Origin of the sequence: Arthrobacter globiformis (genome assembly GCF_030817195.1) — a bacterium.
GTDB classification, from domain to species: domain Bacteria; phylum Actinomycetota; class Actinomycetes; order Actinomycetales; family Micrococcaceae; genus Arthrobacter; species Arthrobacter globiformis_D.
In genome coordinates, this window is the sequence record NZ_JAUSYZ010000001.1 from 5,114,129 (window position 1) to 5,131,583 (window position 17,455).

The window sequence follows — 17,455 nt, forward strand, 5'->3', positions numbered from 1 at the left end:
CCAATCCGGCCGAACTAAAGCCCGGCGAGATCCGCCAGCAGAGCAATGTGGTGCTCGAACAGTTCATCAGGGGCGGAAAAAGTGCCGGCGCCATACTGCCCGAACACTTCAAAACTGACGGCTCCAAAGAGTGAGGTCCAGATGAGGGTGCCGCGGGCCAGCAGGGCACCCGGGACTTCCACGTTCAGCTCACGCCGGATTGCTTCCAGATCGGCGGCCAGGGGTGCCGGCACCGCGGAGGGCCCGCGCTCCGCAAGGCGCCCGGCACGGTGCGCCGCGTCCAGGATCTGCACCAGGCTGTTGACCACCCGCGTGCCGGGCGCCGTGGTCCGCTCCGCCGGAGCCTGATACCCCGGCACCGGGCTGCCGAACAGGAGGCCGTAGCGCGCCGGCTCCCGGAGGGCCCACCTGCGGACAGCGCGGGCCAGTGCGCCGAACCGGCCTCCGAAGTCTTCCGCGGGGACGGACTCGACGGCGGCATCCACCGCATCCCCCAGGTCGTTGTAGGCATCCACGAGCAGGAGGGTCAGCAGCTCGTCGCGGCTCCCGACGTATCGGTAGACGGCCGAGGAGACCACACCCAGCTCACGGGCGACAGCGCGGAGCGACAGGGCGGCGGCCCCATGTTCCGCCAGGTGCTGCCGGCCCAGCCGGATGATGTCGGCGATGGTCTGCGCCCGGGCACGCTCACGCGGCGTACGGATTTCCCCGCTGGCGGTCTGAGAGGTGGCTGGCATCAGCCCAGCATGGCACGAATCAGAGCAGTGTCAACAATTGAGAGCAGTGCTCTTGACTTTGCTGGGTCCCTGCAGGATCCTTGCTTTGAGAGCAGTGCTCTCAAAACCCCACTTGGCCCCCCGGGACCATCCGCACGAAGGAGAAATGCTTATGTCCGGTCTATATGTGGTCACCGGCGCCGGGCCCCGTGGGCTGGACGGTGGCGGAGCAACTGGCGGAGCGCGGCGGGCGGGTCCGTGTCCTCACGCGCTCCGGCAGCGGTCCCGACCACCCGTTGGTCGAGAAACTGCAGATGGATGTCTCCAACGCGGGCCTGCTGGGTGACGCTTTCGAGGGCGCCGCGGCGGTCTTCCACTGCATCCACGGCTCCTCCTACAGCGCCGCGGCCTGGGAACAGGAGCTGCCCGCTGCCGAACAGGCGGTCCTGGCGGCGGCAGGCGAGGCGGGGGCCGTCGTCGTTTTCCCGGAAAGCCTTTACTCCTACAGCGATCCGGAGCGGGTGATGACCGAAGGCAGCCCGCGCGAGGCGGAGGGCGGCAAACGCGGCGTCCGCGCGGCGCTGCTGCGGGCGCGGGAGGCGAGCGCCACTGACACCGTGTCCGTGGTGGCAGGCGATTTCTTCGGCCCCCGCGTCCGGATGGCCCACGCCGGCGAGCGCATGGTGCCAGGCGTCCTCGCCCGGCGCCCGCTGCAGGTGGTCGGAAGCGCCGACCAGCCGCATTACTTCACCTACGTTCCCGATCTGGCCGCGGCAATGATCCGGGCTGCGGGAATGCCGGAGCTGTGGAACCGGGTGCTGCACGCGCCCACCAACCCGCCGCTCACGCAGCGCCAGATCGCTCGAGCCTTTGCCGCGGCCGCCGGCGTGCCGTCCGCGAAGGTCCACGCGGTGCCGGGATGGGTCCTGCGCACCCTTTGGCTGTTCTCCGCCGACATGAGAGAGCTCGGCGAGATGCTCTACCAGTTCGAGCGGCCGTTCGTGATGGATTCAACGGCCAGCGAGGAGCAACTGGGCCTTCGTCCGACTCCCCTGCAGGTGGCAGCCAAGGAGACGGTGGAGTGGTGGCGCTCGGAGCTCACTGCAGGTCCGGGACGGGCACCGGCGGCGACGGCCGCCTAGCGGATGGAAACTTCCGCAGGGCCTTCCAGTTTGCTGGCTTCCTGCGCCTCGGGCCGGCTGAGTCTACCCGGCCACCAGATGCGCCGGCCCAGGTCGTAAGCCAGGGCGGGAACCAGGAGCGAGCGCACCAGAACGGTGTCCAGCAGCACCCCGAACGCCACGATGAAGGCCAACTGCACCGGGAACATGATGGGGATGACGCCAAGGGCCGCGAACGTGGCGGCCAGGACCACCCCGGCCGATGTGATCAGTGCTCCGGCGCACCATATCGACCCTTCTTGCTACCTGCCCGAGGTGCGGAGAAGGAGTAGCGTTTCCCTATGAGCGCGCAGCAGCCGGAAGATGTCTACACTCACGGCCACCACGAGTCCGTGGTCCGGGCCCATGCGTCGCGGACGGCGGAGAATTCGGCCGCGTTCGTTATCCCGCACCTCACCCCCGGCGCATCGGTGCTCGACGTCGGGTGCGGGCCGGGCAGCATCACGTGTGACTTCGCGCTTCTGGTGGCCCCCGGGAAGGTGACGGGGCTGGACCGCTCCCCTGACGTGATCACCCACGCCCGCGAACTGGCGGCCGACCGCGGCGTGGAGAACGTTGAGTTTGTAGCGGGCAACATCTACGACCTTGATTTCGAGGACGACACCTTCGATGTGGTCCACGCCCACCAGGTCCTGCAGCACCTGACCGATCCGGTCGAAGCGCTGCGGGAAATGCGCCGGGTGGCCAGGCCCGGCGGCATCGTTGCCGTCCGCGACGCGGATTTCCACGGCATGAGCTGGTATCCCGCCATTCCCGAGCTCGACGAGTGGATGGATCTGTACCAGCGGATCGCCCGCCGGAACGGCGCCGAGCCCGACGCCGGCCGCCGGCTCGTCTCCTGGGCCCAGGCCGCCGGCTTTACGGACGTGGCGCCAACCAGCAGCAACTGGCTCTACGCCACCGGGCAGCAGCGCCGCTGGCAGGCCAGGGTGTGGGGCGAGCGCGTGCTGCATTCGGCGTTCGCGGAGCAGGCCCTCGAGTACGGCTTCGCACAGGAGGCCGACCTCACGCGCATCTCGGCCGGCTGGCACCGCTGGGGCTCCACCGACGACGGCTGGTTCCTCATTCCCAACGGCGAGGTCATCGCCCGGGCGTAAGCGGGCCCCAGCCGTCGTAAACGTCCCGCCCCGCAGGCCGACTAAACTTGATGGGTGCAACTCTCCCTTTGGCTGGCCCTCGCGGGTGCCGGCGTCCTCATCAGCTTCACTCCGGGCGCAGGTGCCATCAACACCATGAGCAACTCGCTGACCGCCGGGTTCAAGCGCTCCATCTGGGGCATCCTGGGGCAACAGGCCGCCCTGATCCTGCATGTCATCGTTGTGGCCCTCGGCGTCGGCGTTCTGGTTGCCGGCTCCCCGGTCGCCTTCAACGCCATCCGCTACGCCGACGCCGCATACCTGGTGTACCTCGGCATCAGGCAATTCCTGCGCAAACCGGACCTGGACCAGGAGAAGGTCGCCGCACTCCGGAACGAGCCGGCCTGGTCCATGTTCCGCAGGGGTCTGTGGGTCAACCTGCTCAACCCCAAGGCCATCGTGTTCTTCCTGGCCTTCGTGCCGCAGTTCATCCGGCCCGCCAGCCCGCTCCTGCCCCAGTACGCCGTGCTCGCCGCGACCGTGGTCCTCATCGACGTCCTCGTCATGTGGTTCTTCTTCGCGGCGGCGGCAAAATCGTTCCAGCGCTTTGCCCACAATGCCCACGGCCAAACCGTGCTGAACCGGATTTTCGGCGTCCTGTTCGTCGCGGTGGGCGTGCTGCTGGCATTCATCCACTAGCAGCCTCCCGCTGCCAGCCCGGAGCCGACCCCGCCGTCCGTGGCAGGGTCACTCCTCGCCCTGCCAAGAGACCCGATTTCGGCACCGCGCGAAATGTTTTGAACAATAAGAATACTTACTAGCCAAGCGGTGTTAGCGTGCTCCATGCTTAGCCGTATGACCTCAATGACGAGACCATACCGGATCATCGCGGTCTGCACCGGCAACATCTGCCGGTCCCCGATGGCGGAGCTGATGCTGGCGGAGGCCTTTGCAGCGGCGGGGCTCGCCGGCGCCGTCGTCGTGGACTCCGCGGGAACCACCGCCTATGAGGCAGGACGCCCCATCGACCCCCGGGCCGCGCGGAAACTAACTGCCCACAATCTCCGCTCCGACCGGCACATTGCCCGGGAATGGCGGAAGGAGTGGTTCGCGGAACGCCATCTGATCCTGGCCCTCGACGTGGACCACTACGGCTGGCTGCAGGCGTCGGCCCCGGACGGCGAATCCCTCGAGAGAATACGCATGCTGCGCAGCTTCGATCCCCTATTGGCAACGAAGGATCCCTTGGACCAGGGCATCGAAGACCCTTGGTACGGGGACCACAGCGACTTTGCGTCCGTGTGGGACCAGATCCAGGCGTCGGTGCCGGGAATCGTAGAGTATGTCCGTTCCGCCATCGCCGCGGCCTCGGCGGATGGCGCCCCGCTCCAGCTTAAGGACAGCCAGCAGGTACGCTCTATTTCATGACCCCCGCACCTGTGATCATCGCCATTGACGGGCGGTCCGGCGCAGGTAAAACCACATTGGCCATCGAGCTCGCGGCCACGCTGCGGAACCACCACAAGGTCTCGCTGTTCCACCTGGAGGACATCTATCCCGGCTGGGACGGACTGTCGGCCGGCATCGAACGCTACGTCACCTCGGTGCTGGCGCCCCTGAGCCGCGGCGAAGCGGCCACGTGGGTCAGCTGGGACTGGAAAAAAGATAACGACGGCGACCCTCGGGTCACGCTGCCCGCCGAGATCGTGATCGTCGAGGGCGTTGGGGCGGCCGCAGCCGCCGCCAGGCCGCATCTGGACGCCGTCATCTGGGCCGATGCCCCTGACGGCGAGCGCCGCACGCGCGCGCTGGCACGTGACGGCGAGACGTACGAGCCGTTCTGGGACCAGTGGGCCGGGCAGGAGGCGGAGCTCCTGGCCGCGGACGATATCCCGCAGCATGCCCATGTCCGGGTCCTCAACCGTGCGGACGGCACCGCCCCCGCGGACACCCTGCAGGCACTTACCTACCTCCCGGCGCTCACCACGGCACTGGTTCCCGAGCTCTCCTCGCGGCGCGGCCTGCGCCTGCTGTCGGAACGCATCGAGGCCAGCCCTGATCCGGCCGCACTTTTCCAGGCGCTGTACGCGACGTCCGGCAATGCGGTCTGGCTGGACTCCTCCCTGCGTTCGGCCGAAACGGCCGGTCCCGGCAAGGGAACCCCCGCGGCGGAGCGCAGCCGTTTCAGTATTTTGGCTGACGACGGCGGCACGTTCGGCCAGTCTGTCCTGCACAGTTCCGGGGTCACCCGGATCACCGCCGGATGCGCCACGGCCAACGTGTCCGGCCCGTTCTTCCGCTGGCTGGAGACGGTGTGGGGACGGAAGGCCGTGCGCGGGCCGGAGGACTACCCGTGTGACTTCGCGCTGGGCTGGCTGGGCTACCTCGGCTACGAGCTCAAGCGGGAAACCGGCGGGCACGACATCCCCTCGGACGCGCCTGATGCGGGCCTGATCTTTGCCGGCCGCGGCGTGGTCCTGGACCACACGGACAACACGGTGTGGCTGCTTGCCCTCGACGCGCCGGATGCCGCGGACTGGCTGGACCGCGCCCGTGAGGCGGTGGTCACCGCCGCACCGGAAGCCGGCGGCAGCACCGGCGTCGTACTTCCGGCGCCAAACGCCGCAGCCCCGGCCCATAACGCAGCGCCTGCCTATGATGCAGCCCCGGCGTTTGCCGGCCGCGACACCGAGACGAGCTACAAGCGCAAGATCGCCGAGGCGCAGCATCAGATCGCCGAGGGGAATTCGTACGAGGTCTGCCTCACCACCACCCTCGCGGCGGAAGTGCCGGCACTCGACCCGTGGGCCGCGTACCTGGCCCTGCGCCAGCGGAACCCGGCGCCGTTTGCGAGCTACCTGCGGTTCGGCGGGCTCACGGTGGCCAGCACGTCGCCGGAACGCTTCCTGCGGATAGCGTCCGACGGCGGCATGCGCGCCGAGCCGATCAAGGGAACCCGCCGCCGGGCTGCTGACCCGGACGCCGACGCCGCCCTGCGCGACGACCTGGCCACGTCCCTGAAGGACCGGGCGGAAAACATCATGATCGTGGACCTGCTCCGGAACGACCTCAGCCACTTCGCCGACCCCGGATCGGTGACCGTCAGCCGGCTGTGCGAGATCGAAAGCTATGCCACGGTCCACCAACTGGTGAGCACCATCGACGCTGTACTCCTGCCGGGGTCGCCGCGGGCCGAGGCCGTGGCCGCCTGCTTCCCGGCCGGCTCCATGACCGGGGCGCCGAAGATCAGCACCATGGCCATCCTGGACCGGCTGGAGGAGGGCCCGCGCGGCGTCTATTCGGGCGCGATCGGGTACTTTTCGCTGAACGGGGCCACGGATCTGGCGGTGGCCATCCGCACCCTGGTGGTGCAGGACGGCGGCGAAGGCGGAAAGGTAAGGCTCAGCCTTGGCGTCGGCGGCGCCATCACGGCCGATTCCGTGCCGCAGGATGAGTACGAGGAGATCCGCACCAAGGCCTACGGCGTGCTCTCCACCCTCGGGTCCGCCTTCCCGGACTGAGTTTTGTGTTTAGCGACCGGGTTATTGGACCGTGGCCGTGAGTCGGGCTACGTTGTCCACGTACCTTGCCGCGAGGGGCCGGCGCATCCAGTCCTCTAGCCGCAGTTCGTGGGAGATGTCGCGGTAGGTGTCCTCCACGGCGCGCATGCTGTTCACGATGTCCGCGCCCAACAGCATCACCGAAACCTCCAGGTTCAGGGAGAAGGACCGCATGTCCATGTTGCTGGAGCCCAGGACCGCCACCTCGTCGTCGATGGTGAAGTGCTTGGCGTGGAGCACGAACGGCGCCTTGTACAGGTAGATCCGAACGCCCGCCCGCAGCAGAGCCTCGTAGTAGGACTGCTGGGCATGGTGGACCAGGAACTGGTCGCCCTTCTCGGAGACGAACAGTTCCACGTCCACGCCGCGCTGTGCCGCCGTGGTGATGGCGTAAAGCAGGGAATCGTCCGGCACAAAGTAGGGGCTGCAGACGGAAATCCGATGCTGTGCCGAGTAGATCAGCGTGTTGAAGAGCCGGAGGTTGTTCTCAGTGGTGAAGCCGGGGCCGCTGGGCACCACCTGGGCCGTGACGCCGCCCGGTGACGGCTCGGCGGAAAGCTGCAGCTGGTCCTCGAGTGATTCGTCGGTCTCGCTGAGCCAGTCGGTGGCGAAGACAACATTGAGCGTGGGAACGATCGGGCCCCGCAGGCAGGCCATCAGCTCGATCCACTCCCGGCCGGCCTTGCGGTGCTTGGGGTTGTTGTAGGAGGGCTCGATCAGGTTCTGCGACCCCGTAAAGGCGACTTCGCCGTCGATCACCATGATCTTGCGGTGGTTCCGCAGGTCCGGCCTGCGCCATTGGCCGTGGATGGGCAGCAGCGGAAGCATCCGCCGCCACTGGATGCGGCTGGCCTTGAGCCGCTTCAGCAGCTTGTTGTACCCCTTCACGCGCAGCGTTCCGATGTGGTCGAACAGCACCCGGACCTGGACGCCGCGGTCCGCCGCCTCCTCGAGGGCCGTGAGGAGGTCATCGGTGACGTGGTCCGTGCTCATGATGTAGAACTCGGCGTTGATGAAGCGCTTTGCCTTCCGCACGGCCTCGGTCATGGCTCGGATGGAGTCCGGGTACCCGGGAATCAGCTCCACATGGTTGCCGTCAACCAGCGGGATCGACCCGAGCCGGCGGTTGAGTTCGGCCGCGGACTGGACCCATTCGGGACCCGAATACTCACTGGCGGCGTCGGAAAGCACCGCACTTCCGGCCCGGACCCGCTCGTTGACCAGCTGCTGCTGCTCGGTGCGGCGGCGCGACAGCTTGAAGTTGCCGAAAAGCAGGAAGAGGATCAGTCCCAGGACCGGTACGAAGAAGATGCCCAGCAGCCAGGCCATGGCCGTAGTGGGCCGCCGGTTGCCCGGGATGATGCCCACGGCCAGGACCCGGATGACCAGATCCGCGCCGCTGAGCAGCAGGATCAGCCACGCCGGCAGTGTTTCCGCCAGCGGAAATGGCCACAACACAGTTGAAACCCCCGTCATTTCTTACCTTCGCAGCCATTCCGTATGGAGCGGTGAGGCCAGCCTATCGGCCACCGGCCGCACTAAGCTTGAGGCATGACCTCTCGTACCTCCCACACAGTGCTGGTATTTCTGGATCCGGACTATATGAACGGCCGGCTCGCCGACCCCGAAAAGCCGCAGCTGATGGCCACTGATCTGGGCGCCACCCGCGGCGACGGGGTGTTCGAGTCCATGCTCGCCGTCGCCGGACACACGCGGAAGATCCAGGCCCACCTGGACCGGCTGGCCCGCTCGGCCGAGGCACTGGATCTTGAGATTCCGGGGCCGGACGACTGGCGCCGGGCGGTCCAGACGGGCGTGGCAGCGTTCCGTTCCGACAACCCTGCTTCCTCCCCGGAGCTGGACGAGGCCGTGGTCAAGCTCATTGTCACCCGCGGCGTCGAGGGCGCCGCCGCCCCCACCTGCTGGGTGCAGGTCTCCCCCGTGGCCGCGGCGGGCCGGCGCCAGCGCGAGACCGGCATCGACGTCATCCTCCTTGACCGCGGCTACGACAGCGACGCGGCCGAGCGGGCCCCGTGGCTGCTGCTCGGCGCCAAGACCCTGTCCTACGCGGTGAACATGGCCGCGCTGCGCCATGCCCACAAGCAGGGCGCGGACGACGTCATCTTCACGTCCTCGGACGGCCGTGTGCTGGAGGGCCCCACGTCCACCGTGCTGCTGGCGAATGTGGAGAAGAACGACGGCGGCGCAACAGTTAAGCGGCTCGTCACGCCGCAGCTGGACAGCGGCATCCTTCCCGGAACCTCGCAGGGTGCGCTGTTCGCCGCTGCCAAGGCCGCCGGCTGGGAACTGGGCTACGGCCCGCTGAAGCCCCAGGACCTGGTGGACGCCGACGCCGTGTGGCTGATTTCCAGCATCCGCCTCCTGGCACCGGTCAATCACATTGACGGGCGCGAGATTGGTACGCCGGCGCTCCGCAAGCAGCTGACGGCCGAGCTGAACGAGCTGTTTGCCGGCATCGAGTAATAACAAAAGGGCACCGTTCTAAAAAATGTAGGACAAGCCGGCGCCCCGCGTTGTAGTCTTCTTCCACGGCCAACTGCCCGTACCCGCAGGGGTGATGACACGCGGCCTGGTTCCGGGCTCAGCCGGAATGAGTACATATAAAGGAATAGCCGATGTCTTGGGACGAGAATTCCCTTCCCGCATGGACAAACTCACCACCCACGGGCTTGGGGGCCCAGGCAGCGTTGCCGGGGGACATGGGTGGAATTTCCGTGCGCTGGCAAGCCCGCCAGATCATCACCGAACTGCTCGCCGAGACAGATCCGGCCAGCGAGTGGACCCGCACGCAGCTGCGTGTCCTGTTCGAGGCACATCCGGATAATCCCGAACACGTGCTGCTTGAGCACCTCACCGCCACCACAGAGCTGGCCAACGCCGAGAACGGCGCCATCCCGGTCAGCGTGCCTTCCCAGGCTGTGGCTGCGCCTGAACCGGTTCCATTTACCCGGCGCAGCAGGAACCGGATTGAAGCCATCCTTTCCGACAAGATGCTGATGACCGCGTTCCAGCCGATCCGCCGGCTTCCGGAGGGGCACGTGATCGGGGTCGAGGCCCTGACCCGCTTCGTCAGCGACGACGGCGCCAGCGCAGACCACTGGTTCAACGAGGCAGAGTCCGTCGGCCTGGGCACAGACCTTGAACTCGCGGCACTGCACCGGGCCCTCTCTGCGGCGCAGGCCGTGCCCGACCCCATGTTCATCGGCCTGAACCTGACACCGGCAACGTGCGCGGACCCAAGGATCACGGGGCTGCTGGAACATTCCCAGCTGGCCATGGACCGGATCGTCATCGACCTGAACGGCCCGATCCCGCTCGACCAGTACCCGTCCCTCACGGCCGCCATCGCTCCGCTGCGGCGCCGAGGACTGCGGATCGCCGTAAACGGCGCCGAGGCCGGCTTCACGTCCATGGACCAGGTCCTGGAGCTGCACCCGGACATCATCAAACTGGACCGGAGCTTTATCGCGGGCATTGAAAGCTCCCCGGGCCAGCGGCTCAGGGCCGCCGCCATGGGTGAACTCGCCAGGTACATCGATGCCGCACTCGGCGCCCAGGGCGTGGAGACGCCGGAGGAACTCGAGGCAGTGACCGAACTCGGCATGGCCGCTGCGCAGGGCTACCTGCTGGGCAGGCCCTCCATCCATCCGCTGGACTGGAATGCCTGGATCCGTTCCGAAAGCGAAACGGCCACCAGTGGCCCTGCCTCCTGACGGGTCTCTGCGGGTCCGGTCCTCCGCGAGGTGCTAGTCCTCCGCAAGATCCGTGGCCAGGCGGATGTGGTTATCCGCCAGCCACACAGGATTGAAGGCCTTGCTTTGGTAGTTGCTGCCCGTGTCCGGGGCGATCGCCACCACCACTGACCCGTGCGGCGCCGCCCTGGCCACCCGGAGCGCTGCCGCCACCGTCAGGCCCGACGACGGCCCGAGGGACAGGCCTTCGTCGTTGAGCAGCCGGTGCAGCGTGGTGTACACCTCGTCATTCGGAATCCGCAGGAACCGGTCCAGCAGACCGCGGTCGAAGACCTTCGGCCAGTCGGGCTTGGGCCAGGAGTTGCCCACACCGTCCACCAGGATCGGGCCGGGATGCCCGCCGCTGTAGACCGAACCGTACGGGTCCGCGCCGATCACCTCCACATGCCCGCCGGACTTCTCCTTGAGGTACCGCCCGTTCCCGCTGATGGTGCCGCCGGTGCCCACGCCCGCGACGAAGTGCGTCACCCTGCCCGCCGTCTGCTCCCAGATCTCCGGCGCCGTCCCCTCATAGTGCGCCTGCGGGTTGGCCGGGTTGTCGAACTGCAGCGGACGCCATGCGCCGGGAATTTCGGCCGTGATCCGGGCAGCAACCGCCCGCGCGTTTTCCGGCGAATCCGACGGCGCGCTCCAGTCGGTGAACACCACCCGCGCCCCGTACCGGTTGAGGGCCTCCAGCTTTTCCGACGAAATGGAATCACCCGTGACCACCACCACCGGATGGCCGGTCAGCGCCCCGATCAGCGCGAGCCCGATTCCGGTGTTCCCGGAGGTGCTTTCCACGATGGTCCCGCCGGGCTGCAGCTCGCCGCTGCGCTCAGCCGCCCGGACCATGCTCAACGCGGTCCGGTCCTTGATGGAGCCGCCGGGGTTCTCCGATTCGAGCTTGACGAAGACAGTGCTCCCCAGCCCGCGGCTCAGCACGTCGAGCGGCACCAGCGGAGTGTTCCCCACCCGCGCCAGCACCGCACCGGCGTCCATCCCCGGATCCAGTACCTGGCCCACATGCCTTGCCTGGCGGCCGCTTCCTGTCACGGTGGTCATGATTCTCCTCCCCCGTCATCTGCACTTCGGCCATTCGGCCCACGGTCATCCGGCCTTAGGTCATTCGGGCCACCCAGGCCCGGTGTCCGTAATTCGGGCAGTCCTGCCAGCAGGTCCCCCAGCGCAGCACGGGCGCTGTCAACCAGCACCGCCGCCGGCAGCTGCCCGGCCAGCAGCTCCGACAGGCGCGCCACGACAGCGCCGGTGCCCGCTCCCAGCTGCCGGATCTCCGCTTCCCGCAGATCCGTGCCCTGCGCCTCCGCCAACAGGTAGGAGGCCGTCAACGCCTCAATTGTAAGGAGCTTGGCCGCGGCCTCCACCGAGCGCTCCAGCTGCTGGAGGGCCAGCGGGGCCAGGGTGGAGTGGTCCTCCACGTCCGCGGACAGGGTGGGGGCACCGAGGGTGGCGGGTGCCGCCAGGAACTTCAGCTCCGCCAGCAGGCCGGCGGCCGAGTACCAGAGCAGTCCCGGCAGGTCTTCGGACGCGAGTGGAGTGCCGGCCCGGGCCGCCTCGAGGTTGAGCTGCCGGATCAGGCGCTGCGGCGGATAGAGCTTGGCGATCCGCCGCTCGCTGCTGATCCCGACATGAGCCAGTCCCAGCCGCAGCGCCTCGAACGCCAGCGCGAGCTGCATGGGCTGGAAGTTTCCGCCGGACACCATCCGGCCGGAGGCAACATCCGTCAACGGGTTGTCGCCCCTGCCGTTGAGCTCCACCTCGAGCGCGTCGGCCAGGGCCGTGACCTGGGCCCGGAACGCACCGTGCGTCTGCGGCGCGGCGCGGAAGGACAGGGCGTCCTGGACCGATACCTGCCGCCGCGGGTCCTCCAGCCAGCCGCCGCGAACCAGTCGGCGGACGTTGGCCGCCGAGACGCGCTGGCCGTCCACTGCCTTGGCCGACTGCACGGCCGGCGAGAACGGGCTGAGGTTACCGCCGCCGTCGTACCTGGCTGTGGCCTCAAGGGACAGCGCCAGCGCGGTGTCCGCCAGATCGGCGAGCCCCCGGATACGGCGGAGCTCCAGCGCGCCGGCGCCAATCGAATAGGAGTTGGCGCTGACCAGCGCCAGGGCCTCGCCCGGCGCCAGCACCAGCGGTTCCAGCCCGGCGGCGGTGAGCGCTTCCGCGCCGTCCTGCAGGCCGCCGTCGGGAGCAAGCGCCTGTCCCTCACCGATGGCGACGGCGGCAACCGCCGCCAGCTGGGTGAGGTCGGACGAGCCGACGGACCCGTCGCGCGGAACGGCCGGCACCACGCCCCTGTTGAGCAGCCCGGCATAGAAGCGGGCAGTCTCCGGACGGACCCCCGAGCCGCCACGGGTGAACCCGATGAGCCTTGCCAGGATGAGGGCGCGGACTTCATCCCGGTCCAGCAGCGCGCCGACGCCGCTGTGGTGGTAGCGCACCACCTGCAGCTGGAAGTCGAGGATGGATTCCTGCTCCACGGAAGTGTCGCGGCCGGAACCCAGCAGGGTGTTCAGGCCGTAGACGCGGTGGCCGGAATCGATGGCGGCCTGCACCACCTCGCGGGACAGGCCCACGAGCTCGAGGGCTTCGGCACTGAGGACCACCTCCACCGCGGGATCGGCGGCTGCGGCGGCCATGTCGTCGGCACGGATGTGGGCTGTGCCGATCAGGAACGTGCCGTGCCGGACCCCCGGCAACGGTCCGTCGTATCCCCCGGCTCCTGCCCTTGCACCAGCCCCTGCCATGGCGCTAGAAGTCCAGCAGATTCCGGCGGAAGCCGCCGTCGCCGTAGCTCGTTCGCAGCAGTCCCCGCCTCCGGAGCACCGGCGCCAGCCTGTCCAGCACGCCGTGAATGGTGGCCGGATCGACGAAGCCGGAGAAGAGGAACCCGTCGCCGCCCACTGCGGCCCCGGTCTCCTCGAGGTAGTCGGCGATTTCCTCTGCGGTGCCGATGATGCTGTCGCCGGCGCCGCCGCTGCGGGCCTGCAGGATCTGCCGCAGGGTGGAACCCGGCGGCGCGGCCTTGGAGAAATGCTCCAGCGTGCCCTGATTGCTGTTGGTGCTGAGCTCGGGGAGGGGCGCGTCGAGGTCGAACTGCTTGAAGTCGATGACGGGACAGATAGGAGATCGAGTTGAGCTGGCTGTCGATGTCCCGCTGCGTGAGCTCCCGGCGGGCAGCCCGCAGCTCCTCCGCCTCGGCCCTGGAACCGGTCACCGTGGGTTTGAGGACGAACAGCACCTTGACGTCGTCGGGGTTCCGGCCGGCCCCGGCGGCCTCGGCGCGGATGGAGTCGCGGTAGGCCTTCATGCCGTCCACGCCGCGGGCCAGGGCAATGGCAACATCCGCGTTCGCGCCGGCGAAAGCCTTGCCCCGCGGGGATGCCCCTGCCTGCACCAGCACCGGTTCCTCCGGCAGCGGTGCCGTGTTCAGCGGTCCCCGGACCTTGAAGAACTCCCCGTCGTGGTGGATCGGCCGGACCTTGGTGTGGTCCGCGAAGACGCCTGCCCGGGCGTCCTCCAGGATGGCGTCGGGTTCCCAGCTGCGCCAGAGCTTGCGCACGACGTCCACGAACTCTTCGGCCTTCTCGTAGCGGAGGTCGTGCTCGATCTGCTGGTCCAGCCCGTAGTTCTGCGCGGCAAGGTCGCTGCCGGAGGTCACCACGTTCCAGCCCAGCTGCCCGTTGGAGAAGTGCTGAAGCGTAGCCAGCAGCCGGGCCGCGGTGAACGGCGGATAGAACGAGGCGCTGATGGTGGGCACAATGCCGAGGTGCTCCGTGGCGGAGAGCAGGTACGGCACCAGGGCCAGCGGATCGTGCTTGGGCGCAAAGGACGCCTGCGCCAGCGAAACCTCCGCGCTGCCGCCGTAGGTGTCGGGGACGGTGAGCGAGTCCTCGATGATGAACAGGTCCAGCCCGGCCCGCTCGAACTCCCGGACCGCATGCTGGTAGGGAGCGGGCTTCTTCCAGTCATAGCCGATTCCGTAGCCGGGCGTCCCCCAGCCCTGAACCCCGAAGCCGTGGCCCACAAACCATCCAAAGTGCAGCATGGGAGTCACTGTATTCGCGGTCGAATCATTCACTGTGGCCTGGTTTCATCCGGCGTTACGGCGGTTCATCTCCCGTCATTATCCTCCCGGCCACCGGCTTTGTAACCGGAGCGCGGCGACTGCTGCGACCGGCAGTGACCGGATGCGTTACGGAACATGACGACGACGGCGGTGCGCACCGCCGTCGTCAGTGTTACGTTTTTGGGGAGTAATGAGTACCGGCATGAAGCCCTGACTGGCCGGTCGGCAACCCTCCTTCCACGGCGGGGTGCCTCAGGTGAATACTCGGCATATCGACCACTTCGAGCTGCAAGCGTGAGAAAAGGAGATCCGTCGTGTCAGACGCCCCCGCCGTTGCAACGCTGCCGTCCCAGCAGGATAAACCTGAGGAAAAGCTGGCCTACCGCCTGATCACGGGACCGGACGACCGCGCGTTCTGTGAGCGCATCTCGGCTGCCCTGGCCGAGGGATACGTGCTGCACGGCAGCCCGGCCGCCACCTTCAACGGCACCAGCGTCATCGTGGCCCAGGCCGTCATCCTGCCCGCCGCCATCGCCACCGCAGATGCCGCCGTCGCCACCGCCGTGGACCGGCTGGACTCCGACGACGACCTCAGCGCAGAAGCCTACGAGGGCCACGCATGAGCTACGCCGGAGACCTCACGCCGCAGGACGCGTGGGCCAAGCTCGAAGAGGGCGCCGTCCTGGTGGACGTTCGCACCGAGGGCGAATGGGCGCACATCGGCATTCCGGACACCAAGGCCACGGAGAACGATCCGCTTTTCATCCAGTGGACCTTTCCCGGCGGCATTCCCAACCCCGACTTCGTCGAGCAGCTGAAGCAGCAGGCGCCTGAGGACACCCGGGTGGAGCTGGTGTTCCTGTGCCGCTCCGGCCAGCGCTCCATCGCCGCAGCCATCGCCGCCACACAGGCCGGTTTCACGGCCTACAACGTCCTCGAAGGCTTCGAGGGCGAACCCGACCGCTACGGTGAGCGCACCGTGAACGGCTGGAAGAACCGCGGCCTGCCGACGAACCTGGGAAAGAACTAAGTTGACTTTTAATCACGACGCCGCCGGCTGGAGCCCCGATACCCAGGCCGTCCGCGGCGGGCTTGACCGCACCAATTTCCAAGAGACCACCGAGCCCGTCTTCCTGAACTCCGGGTTTGTCTACGAGTCCGCCGCTGCCGCCGAACGCGCCTTCACCGGCGAGGACGAACGCTTCGTCTACTCGCGCTACGGCAACCCGTCCGTGGCCACCTTCCAGGAACGTCTCCGGCTGCTGGAAGGCACGGAAGCGTGCTTTGCGACGGCGTCCGGTATGTCCGCTGTGTTCACCGCCCTGGGCGCCCTGCTCGGGGCCGGGGACCGCGTGGTCGCCAGCCGTTCCCTGTTTGGCTCCTGCTTCGTGGTCCTCAACGAGATCCTGCCGCGCTGGGGCGTGGAGACCGTCTTCGTGGACGGTCCGGACCTCGAGCAGTGGCGCGCGGCCCTCTCGGTGCCCACCACGGCCGTCTTCTTCGAATCCCCGTCCAACCCCATGCAGGAAATCGTGGACATCGCCGCGGTCAGCGAACTCGCCCACGCCGCCGGCGCCAAGGTTGTGGCGGACAACGTCTTCGCCACCCCGCTCCTGCAGCGCTGCGGAGACCTCGGCGCGGACGTGATCGTCTACTCCGGCACCAAGCACATCGACGGTCAGGGCCGGGTGATGGGCGGCGCCATCCTGGGCACCAAGGAATTCATCGACGGTCCGGTCAAGCAGCTCATGCGGCACACCGGCCCGGCACTCTCCGCATTCAACGCCTGGGTGCTCACCAAGGGCCTGGAGACCATGGCGCTCCGCGTGAACCACTCCTCCGCCACGGCGCTGCGCCTGGCCGAATGGCTGGAGGCCCAGCCCGCCGTCAACTGGGTGAAGTACCCGCTGCTCAAGTCGCACCCGCAGTTCGGGCTGGCGGCCAAGCAGATGAAGGCCGGCGGCACCGTCCTCACGCTGGAGCTTGCGACGACGGCAGGCCAGTCGGGCAAGGAAGCCGCCTTCGCGCTTTTGGACGCCCTGAAGATCATCGACATCTCCAACAACCTGGGCGACGCCAAGTCGCTGATCACCCATCCCGCCACCACGACGCACCGGGCCATGGGGCCGGAAGGACGCGCCGCGATCGGGCTGAGCGATGGAGTGGTGCGGCTGTCCGTGGGTCTGGAAGATGCGGATGACCTCATCGCGGACCTGGAGCAGGCACTCAAGCAGATCTGACCCTTCCGAGTCCGGCTGTCTTTTACTTCGGATGGCGGGCCGTGAACGTGCGTTGCGCGTCACGTCCCTTCGTTTCTGACGTCCTTGGGAACAGGGCTGCGGCACGGTTTAGTGGGTGGACAGGCAGGGTTTACCCAGGGTTTACACGGATGGTCTTGTGAGGTTCCGTGCGCGCTGGGCAGACTCTAATAACACCGATGAACCGATCAAACCCCTGTCGGTTCAGCACCCCACCCAAGGACAGACGCAGCGATGCGTTCGGGGCCGCGGCCGCGAAGACGCTGCGCGCAGCCTCCCTGACCGGAAGGACCGCCATGGCCGGAGTTTTTGAAGTTTTTGTTGATGCAGAGTCCCAGTTCCGGTTCCGGCTGAAGGCCCCCGATGGAACCGTGCTGGCGATCTCCGCACCGTTCGAGGACAAACGCGCGGCCGCGGCCGGGATCGCGGACGTGCGCGAATGCGCCGGGACGGGGCTCATCACGGACCTCTCCCCCGCGGCGCCGCAGGTGACGGCCAACGCCGCGGAGCAGGGATGCGCTGTACCGCAGGTACCTCTGTCGGCACGGGCCGAGCACCGCAGGCAGGGATTCGGCAAGAAGCGCACGCCGTCCGATGCCACCGGAACACCGCTGCGCAGGCAGGCGGCAGCGCCGGCCCGGTTGACCGGGGCAGCCTGATCGCCGTCGCAATCTGCTTTCCGCAATATCCACGGGCAACGTAATGAAGTGCCAGCCGGATTCGCCCGGATACAACCACATTGGGGCCCTGAACTGGTAAGACTCGCTCACGGAGCGAGTATGGCATGCCGTAACAGGCCGCGGAACGGTTTTACTAAGGTAA

Annotated in this window: 15 protein-coding genes, 2 pseudogenes and 1 riboswitch; of the genes and pseudogenes, 11 read left to right on the plus strand and 6 right to left on the minus strand. The window is 67.8% G+C overall.

Features of this window, described 5'->3' with window-relative positions:
* Positions 1 to 14 precede the first annotated feature (14 nt).
* Positions 15 to 737 (minus strand): TetR/AcrR family transcriptional regulator, encoded by a 723-nt coding sequence (locus tag QF036_RS23505; protein ID WP_307105618.1) that lies wholly within the window; start codon positions 735 to 737, stop codon positions 15 to 17.
* A 151-nt stretch (positions 738 to 888) separates the two neighbouring features.
* Between QF036_RS23505 and QF036_RS23510 the strand changes: the two are divergent.
* A pseudogene (locus QF036_RS23510) lies at positions 889 to 1,858 on the plus strand (NAD-dependent epimerase/dehydratase family protein).
* On the opposite strand, the pseudogene QF036_RS23515 reads toward QF036_RS23510, so the two are convergent.
* A pseudogene (locus QF036_RS23515) lies at positions 1,855 to 2,115 on the minus strand (MMPL family transporter); the annotation flags it as partial. The pseudogenes QF036_RS23510 and QF036_RS23515 overlap by 4 nt on opposite strands.
* Positions 2,116 to 2,178: 63 nt before the next feature.
* Here QF036_RS23515 and QF036_RS23520 point away from each other — a divergent pair.
* The 4 genes from QF036_RS23520 to QF036_RS23535 all read left to right on the plus strand — a co-directional run bounded on the left by QF036_RS23520 (position 2,179) and on the right by QF036_RS23535 (position 6,494).
* Entirely contained in the window at positions 2,179 to 2,994 is an 816-nt protein-coding gene (locus tag QF036_RS23520; protein WP_307105620.1) for a methyltransferase domain-containing protein, read from the plus strand.
* 54 nt (positions 2,995 to 3,048) lie between these two features.
* Complete coding sequence (locus QF036_RS23525; protein ID WP_307105622.1) at positions 3,049 to 3,672, plus strand: LysE family transporter; 624 nt, start codon at positions 3,049 to 3,051, stop codon at positions 3,670 to 3,672.
* 156 nt (positions 3,673 to 3,828) lie between these two features.
* On the plus strand, positions 3,829 to 4,401 hold the full coding sequence (locus QF036_RS23530; RefSeq protein WP_307105624.1) for a low molecular weight protein-tyrosine-phosphatase: 573 nt from the start codon (positions 3,829 to 3,831) through the stop codon (positions 4,399 to 4,401).
* Positions 4,398 to 6,494 (plus strand): chorismate-binding protein, encoded by a 2,097-nt coding sequence (locus tag QF036_RS23535; protein WP_307105625.1) that lies wholly within the window; start codon positions 4,398 to 4,400, stop codon positions 6,492 to 6,494. Before QF036_RS23530 ends, QF036_RS23535 begins: the two co-directional genes overlap by 4 nt.
* 21 nt (positions 6,495 to 6,515) lie before the next feature.
* On the opposite strand, the gene cls is transcribed toward QF036_RS23535, so the two are convergent.
* Positions 6,516 to 8,009: a cardiolipin synthase gene (gene cls / locus QF036_RS23540; RefSeq protein ID WP_307105626.1), complete on the minus strand. Its 1,494-nt coding sequence runs from the start codon at positions 8,007 to 8,009 to the stop codon at positions 6,516 to 6,518.
* Between the two features lie 75 nt (positions 8,010 to 8,084).
* Here cls and QF036_RS23545 point away from each other — a divergent pair, with 75 nt between their 5' ends.
* On the plus strand, positions 8,085 to 9,017 hold the full coding sequence (locus QF036_RS23545) for an aminodeoxychorismate lyase (RefSeq protein ID WP_307105628.1): 933 nt from the start codon (positions 8,085 to 8,087) through the stop codon (positions 9,015 to 9,017).
* Positions 9,018 to 9,268: 251 nt separating this feature from the next.
* Positions 9,269 to 10,267 carry an EAL domain-containing protein gene (locus QF036_RS23550; protein ID WP_307105630.1) on the plus strand — a complete coding sequence of 333 codons (999 nt, stop codon included), beginning with the start codon at positions 9,269 to 9,271 and terminating at the stop codon, positions 10,265 to 10,267.
* A gap of 33 nt (positions 10,268 to 10,300) precedes the next feature.
* On the opposite strand, the gene QF036_RS23555 is transcribed toward QF036_RS23550, so the two are convergent.
* Genes QF036_RS23555 through QF036_RS23565 form a run of 3 tightly spaced genes read right to left on the minus strand, consistent with a single transcriptional unit; the run spans position 10,301 to position 14,354 of the window.
* On the minus strand, positions 10,301 to 11,350 hold the full coding sequence (locus QF036_RS23555; protein WP_307105631.1) for a PLP-dependent cysteine synthase family protein: 1,050 nt from the start codon (positions 11,348 to 11,350) through the stop codon (positions 10,301 to 10,303).
* Positions 11,347 to 12,945, minus strand: coding sequence for an aromatic amino acid ammonia-lyase (locus tag QF036_RS23560; RefSeq protein WP_307106072.1), 1,599 nt, complete (start codon positions 12,943 to 12,945; stop codon positions 11,347 to 11,349). The genes QF036_RS23555 and QF036_RS23560 overlap by 4 nt, the downstream gene beginning before the upstream one ends.
* Positions 12,946 to 12,974: 29 nt before the next feature.
* Positions 12,975 to 14,354 carry an NtaA/DmoA family FMN-dependent monooxygenase gene (locus QF036_RS23565; protein WP_307105632.1) on the minus strand — a complete coding sequence of 460 codons (1,380 nt, stop codon included), beginning with the start codon at positions 14,352 to 14,354 and terminating at the stop codon, positions 12,975 to 12,977.
* Positions 14,355 to 14,561: 207 nt separating this feature from the next.
* A riboswitch (SAM riboswitch) is annotated at positions 14,562 to 14,676 on the plus strand.
* A 13-nt stretch (positions 14,677 to 14,689) separates the two neighbouring features.
* On the opposite strand from QF036_RS23565, the gene QF036_RS23570 reads away from it, so the two are divergent.
* From QF036_RS23570 to QF036_RS23585, 4 genes are all read left to right on the plus strand, one after another.
* A complete protein-coding gene (locus tag QF036_RS23570) occupies positions 14,690 to 14,998 on the plus strand; it encodes a DUF1737 domain-containing protein (RefSeq protein ID WP_307105634.1) in 309 nt (102 codons plus the stop codon).
* Positions 14,995 to 15,405, plus strand: coding sequence for a rhodanese-like domain-containing protein (locus QF036_RS23575; protein ID WP_307105636.1), 411 nt, complete (start codon positions 14,995 to 14,997; stop codon positions 15,403 to 15,405). The genes QF036_RS23570 and QF036_RS23575 overlap by 4 nt, the downstream gene beginning before the upstream one ends.
* 1 nt (position 15,406) lies before the next feature.
* Positions 15,407 to 16,615 (plus strand): O-succinylhomoserine sulfhydrylase, encoded by a 1,209-nt coding sequence (locus QF036_RS23580; RefSeq protein WP_307105637.1) that lies wholly within the window; start codon positions 15,407 to 15,409, stop codon positions 16,613 to 16,615.
* A gap of 197 nt (positions 16,616 to 16,812) precedes the next feature.
* Positions 16,813 to 17,292: a YegP family protein gene (locus tag QF036_RS23585; RefSeq protein ID WP_307105639.1), complete on the plus strand. Its 480-nt coding sequence runs from the start codon at positions 16,813 to 16,815 to the stop codon at positions 17,290 to 17,292.
* The last annotated feature ends 163 nt before the right edge of the window (positions 17,293 to 17,455 follow it).

What these genes read in the sequence shown, in the direction of transcription:
- QF036_RS23505 (WP_307105618.1), bottom strand. Translation starts at nt 737, where the DNA reads ATGCCAGCCACCTCTCAGACCGCCAGCGGGGAAATCCGTACGCCGCGT.
- QF036_RS23520 (WP_307105620.1), top strand. Translation starts at nt 2,179, where the DNA reads ATGAGCGCGCAGCAGCCGGAAGATGTCTACACTCACGGCCACCACGAG.
- QF036_RS23530 (WP_307105624.1), top strand. Translation starts at nt 3,829, where the DNA reads ATGACCTCAATGACGAGACCATACCGGATCATCGCGGTCTGCACCGGC.
- QF036_RS23535 (WP_307105625.1), top strand. Translation starts at nt 4,398, where the DNA reads ATGACCCCCGCACCTGTGATCATCGCCATTGACGGGCGGTCCGGCGCA.
- cls (WP_307105626.1), bottom strand. Translation starts at nt 8,009, where the DNA reads ATGACGGGGGTTTCAACTGTGTTGTGGCCATTTCCGCTGGCGGAAACA.
- QF036_RS23545 (WP_307105628.1), top strand. Translation starts at nt 8,085, where the DNA reads ATGACCTCTCGTACCTCCCACACAGTGCTGGTATTTCTGGATCCGGAC.
- QF036_RS23555 (WP_307105631.1), bottom strand. Translation starts at nt 11,350, where the DNA reads ATGACCACCGTGACAGGAAGCGGCCGCCAGGCAAGGCATGTGGGCCAG.
- QF036_RS23560 (WP_307106072.1), bottom strand. Translation starts at nt 12,945, where the DNA reads ATGGCCGCCGCAGCCGCCGATCCCGCGGTGGAGGTGGTCCTCAGTGCC.
- QF036_RS23565 (WP_307105632.1), bottom strand. Translation starts at nt 14,354, where the DNA reads ATGCTGCACTTTGGATGGTTTGTGGGCCACGGCTTCGGGGTTCAGGGC.
- QF036_RS23575 (WP_307105636.1), top strand. Translation starts at nt 14,995, where the DNA reads ATGAGCTACGCCGGAGACCTCACGCCGCAGGACGCGTGGGCCAAGCTC.
- QF036_RS23585 (WP_307105639.1), top strand. Translation starts at nt 16,813, where the DNA reads ATGAACCGATCAAACCCCTGTCGGTTCAGCACCCCACCCAAGGACAGA.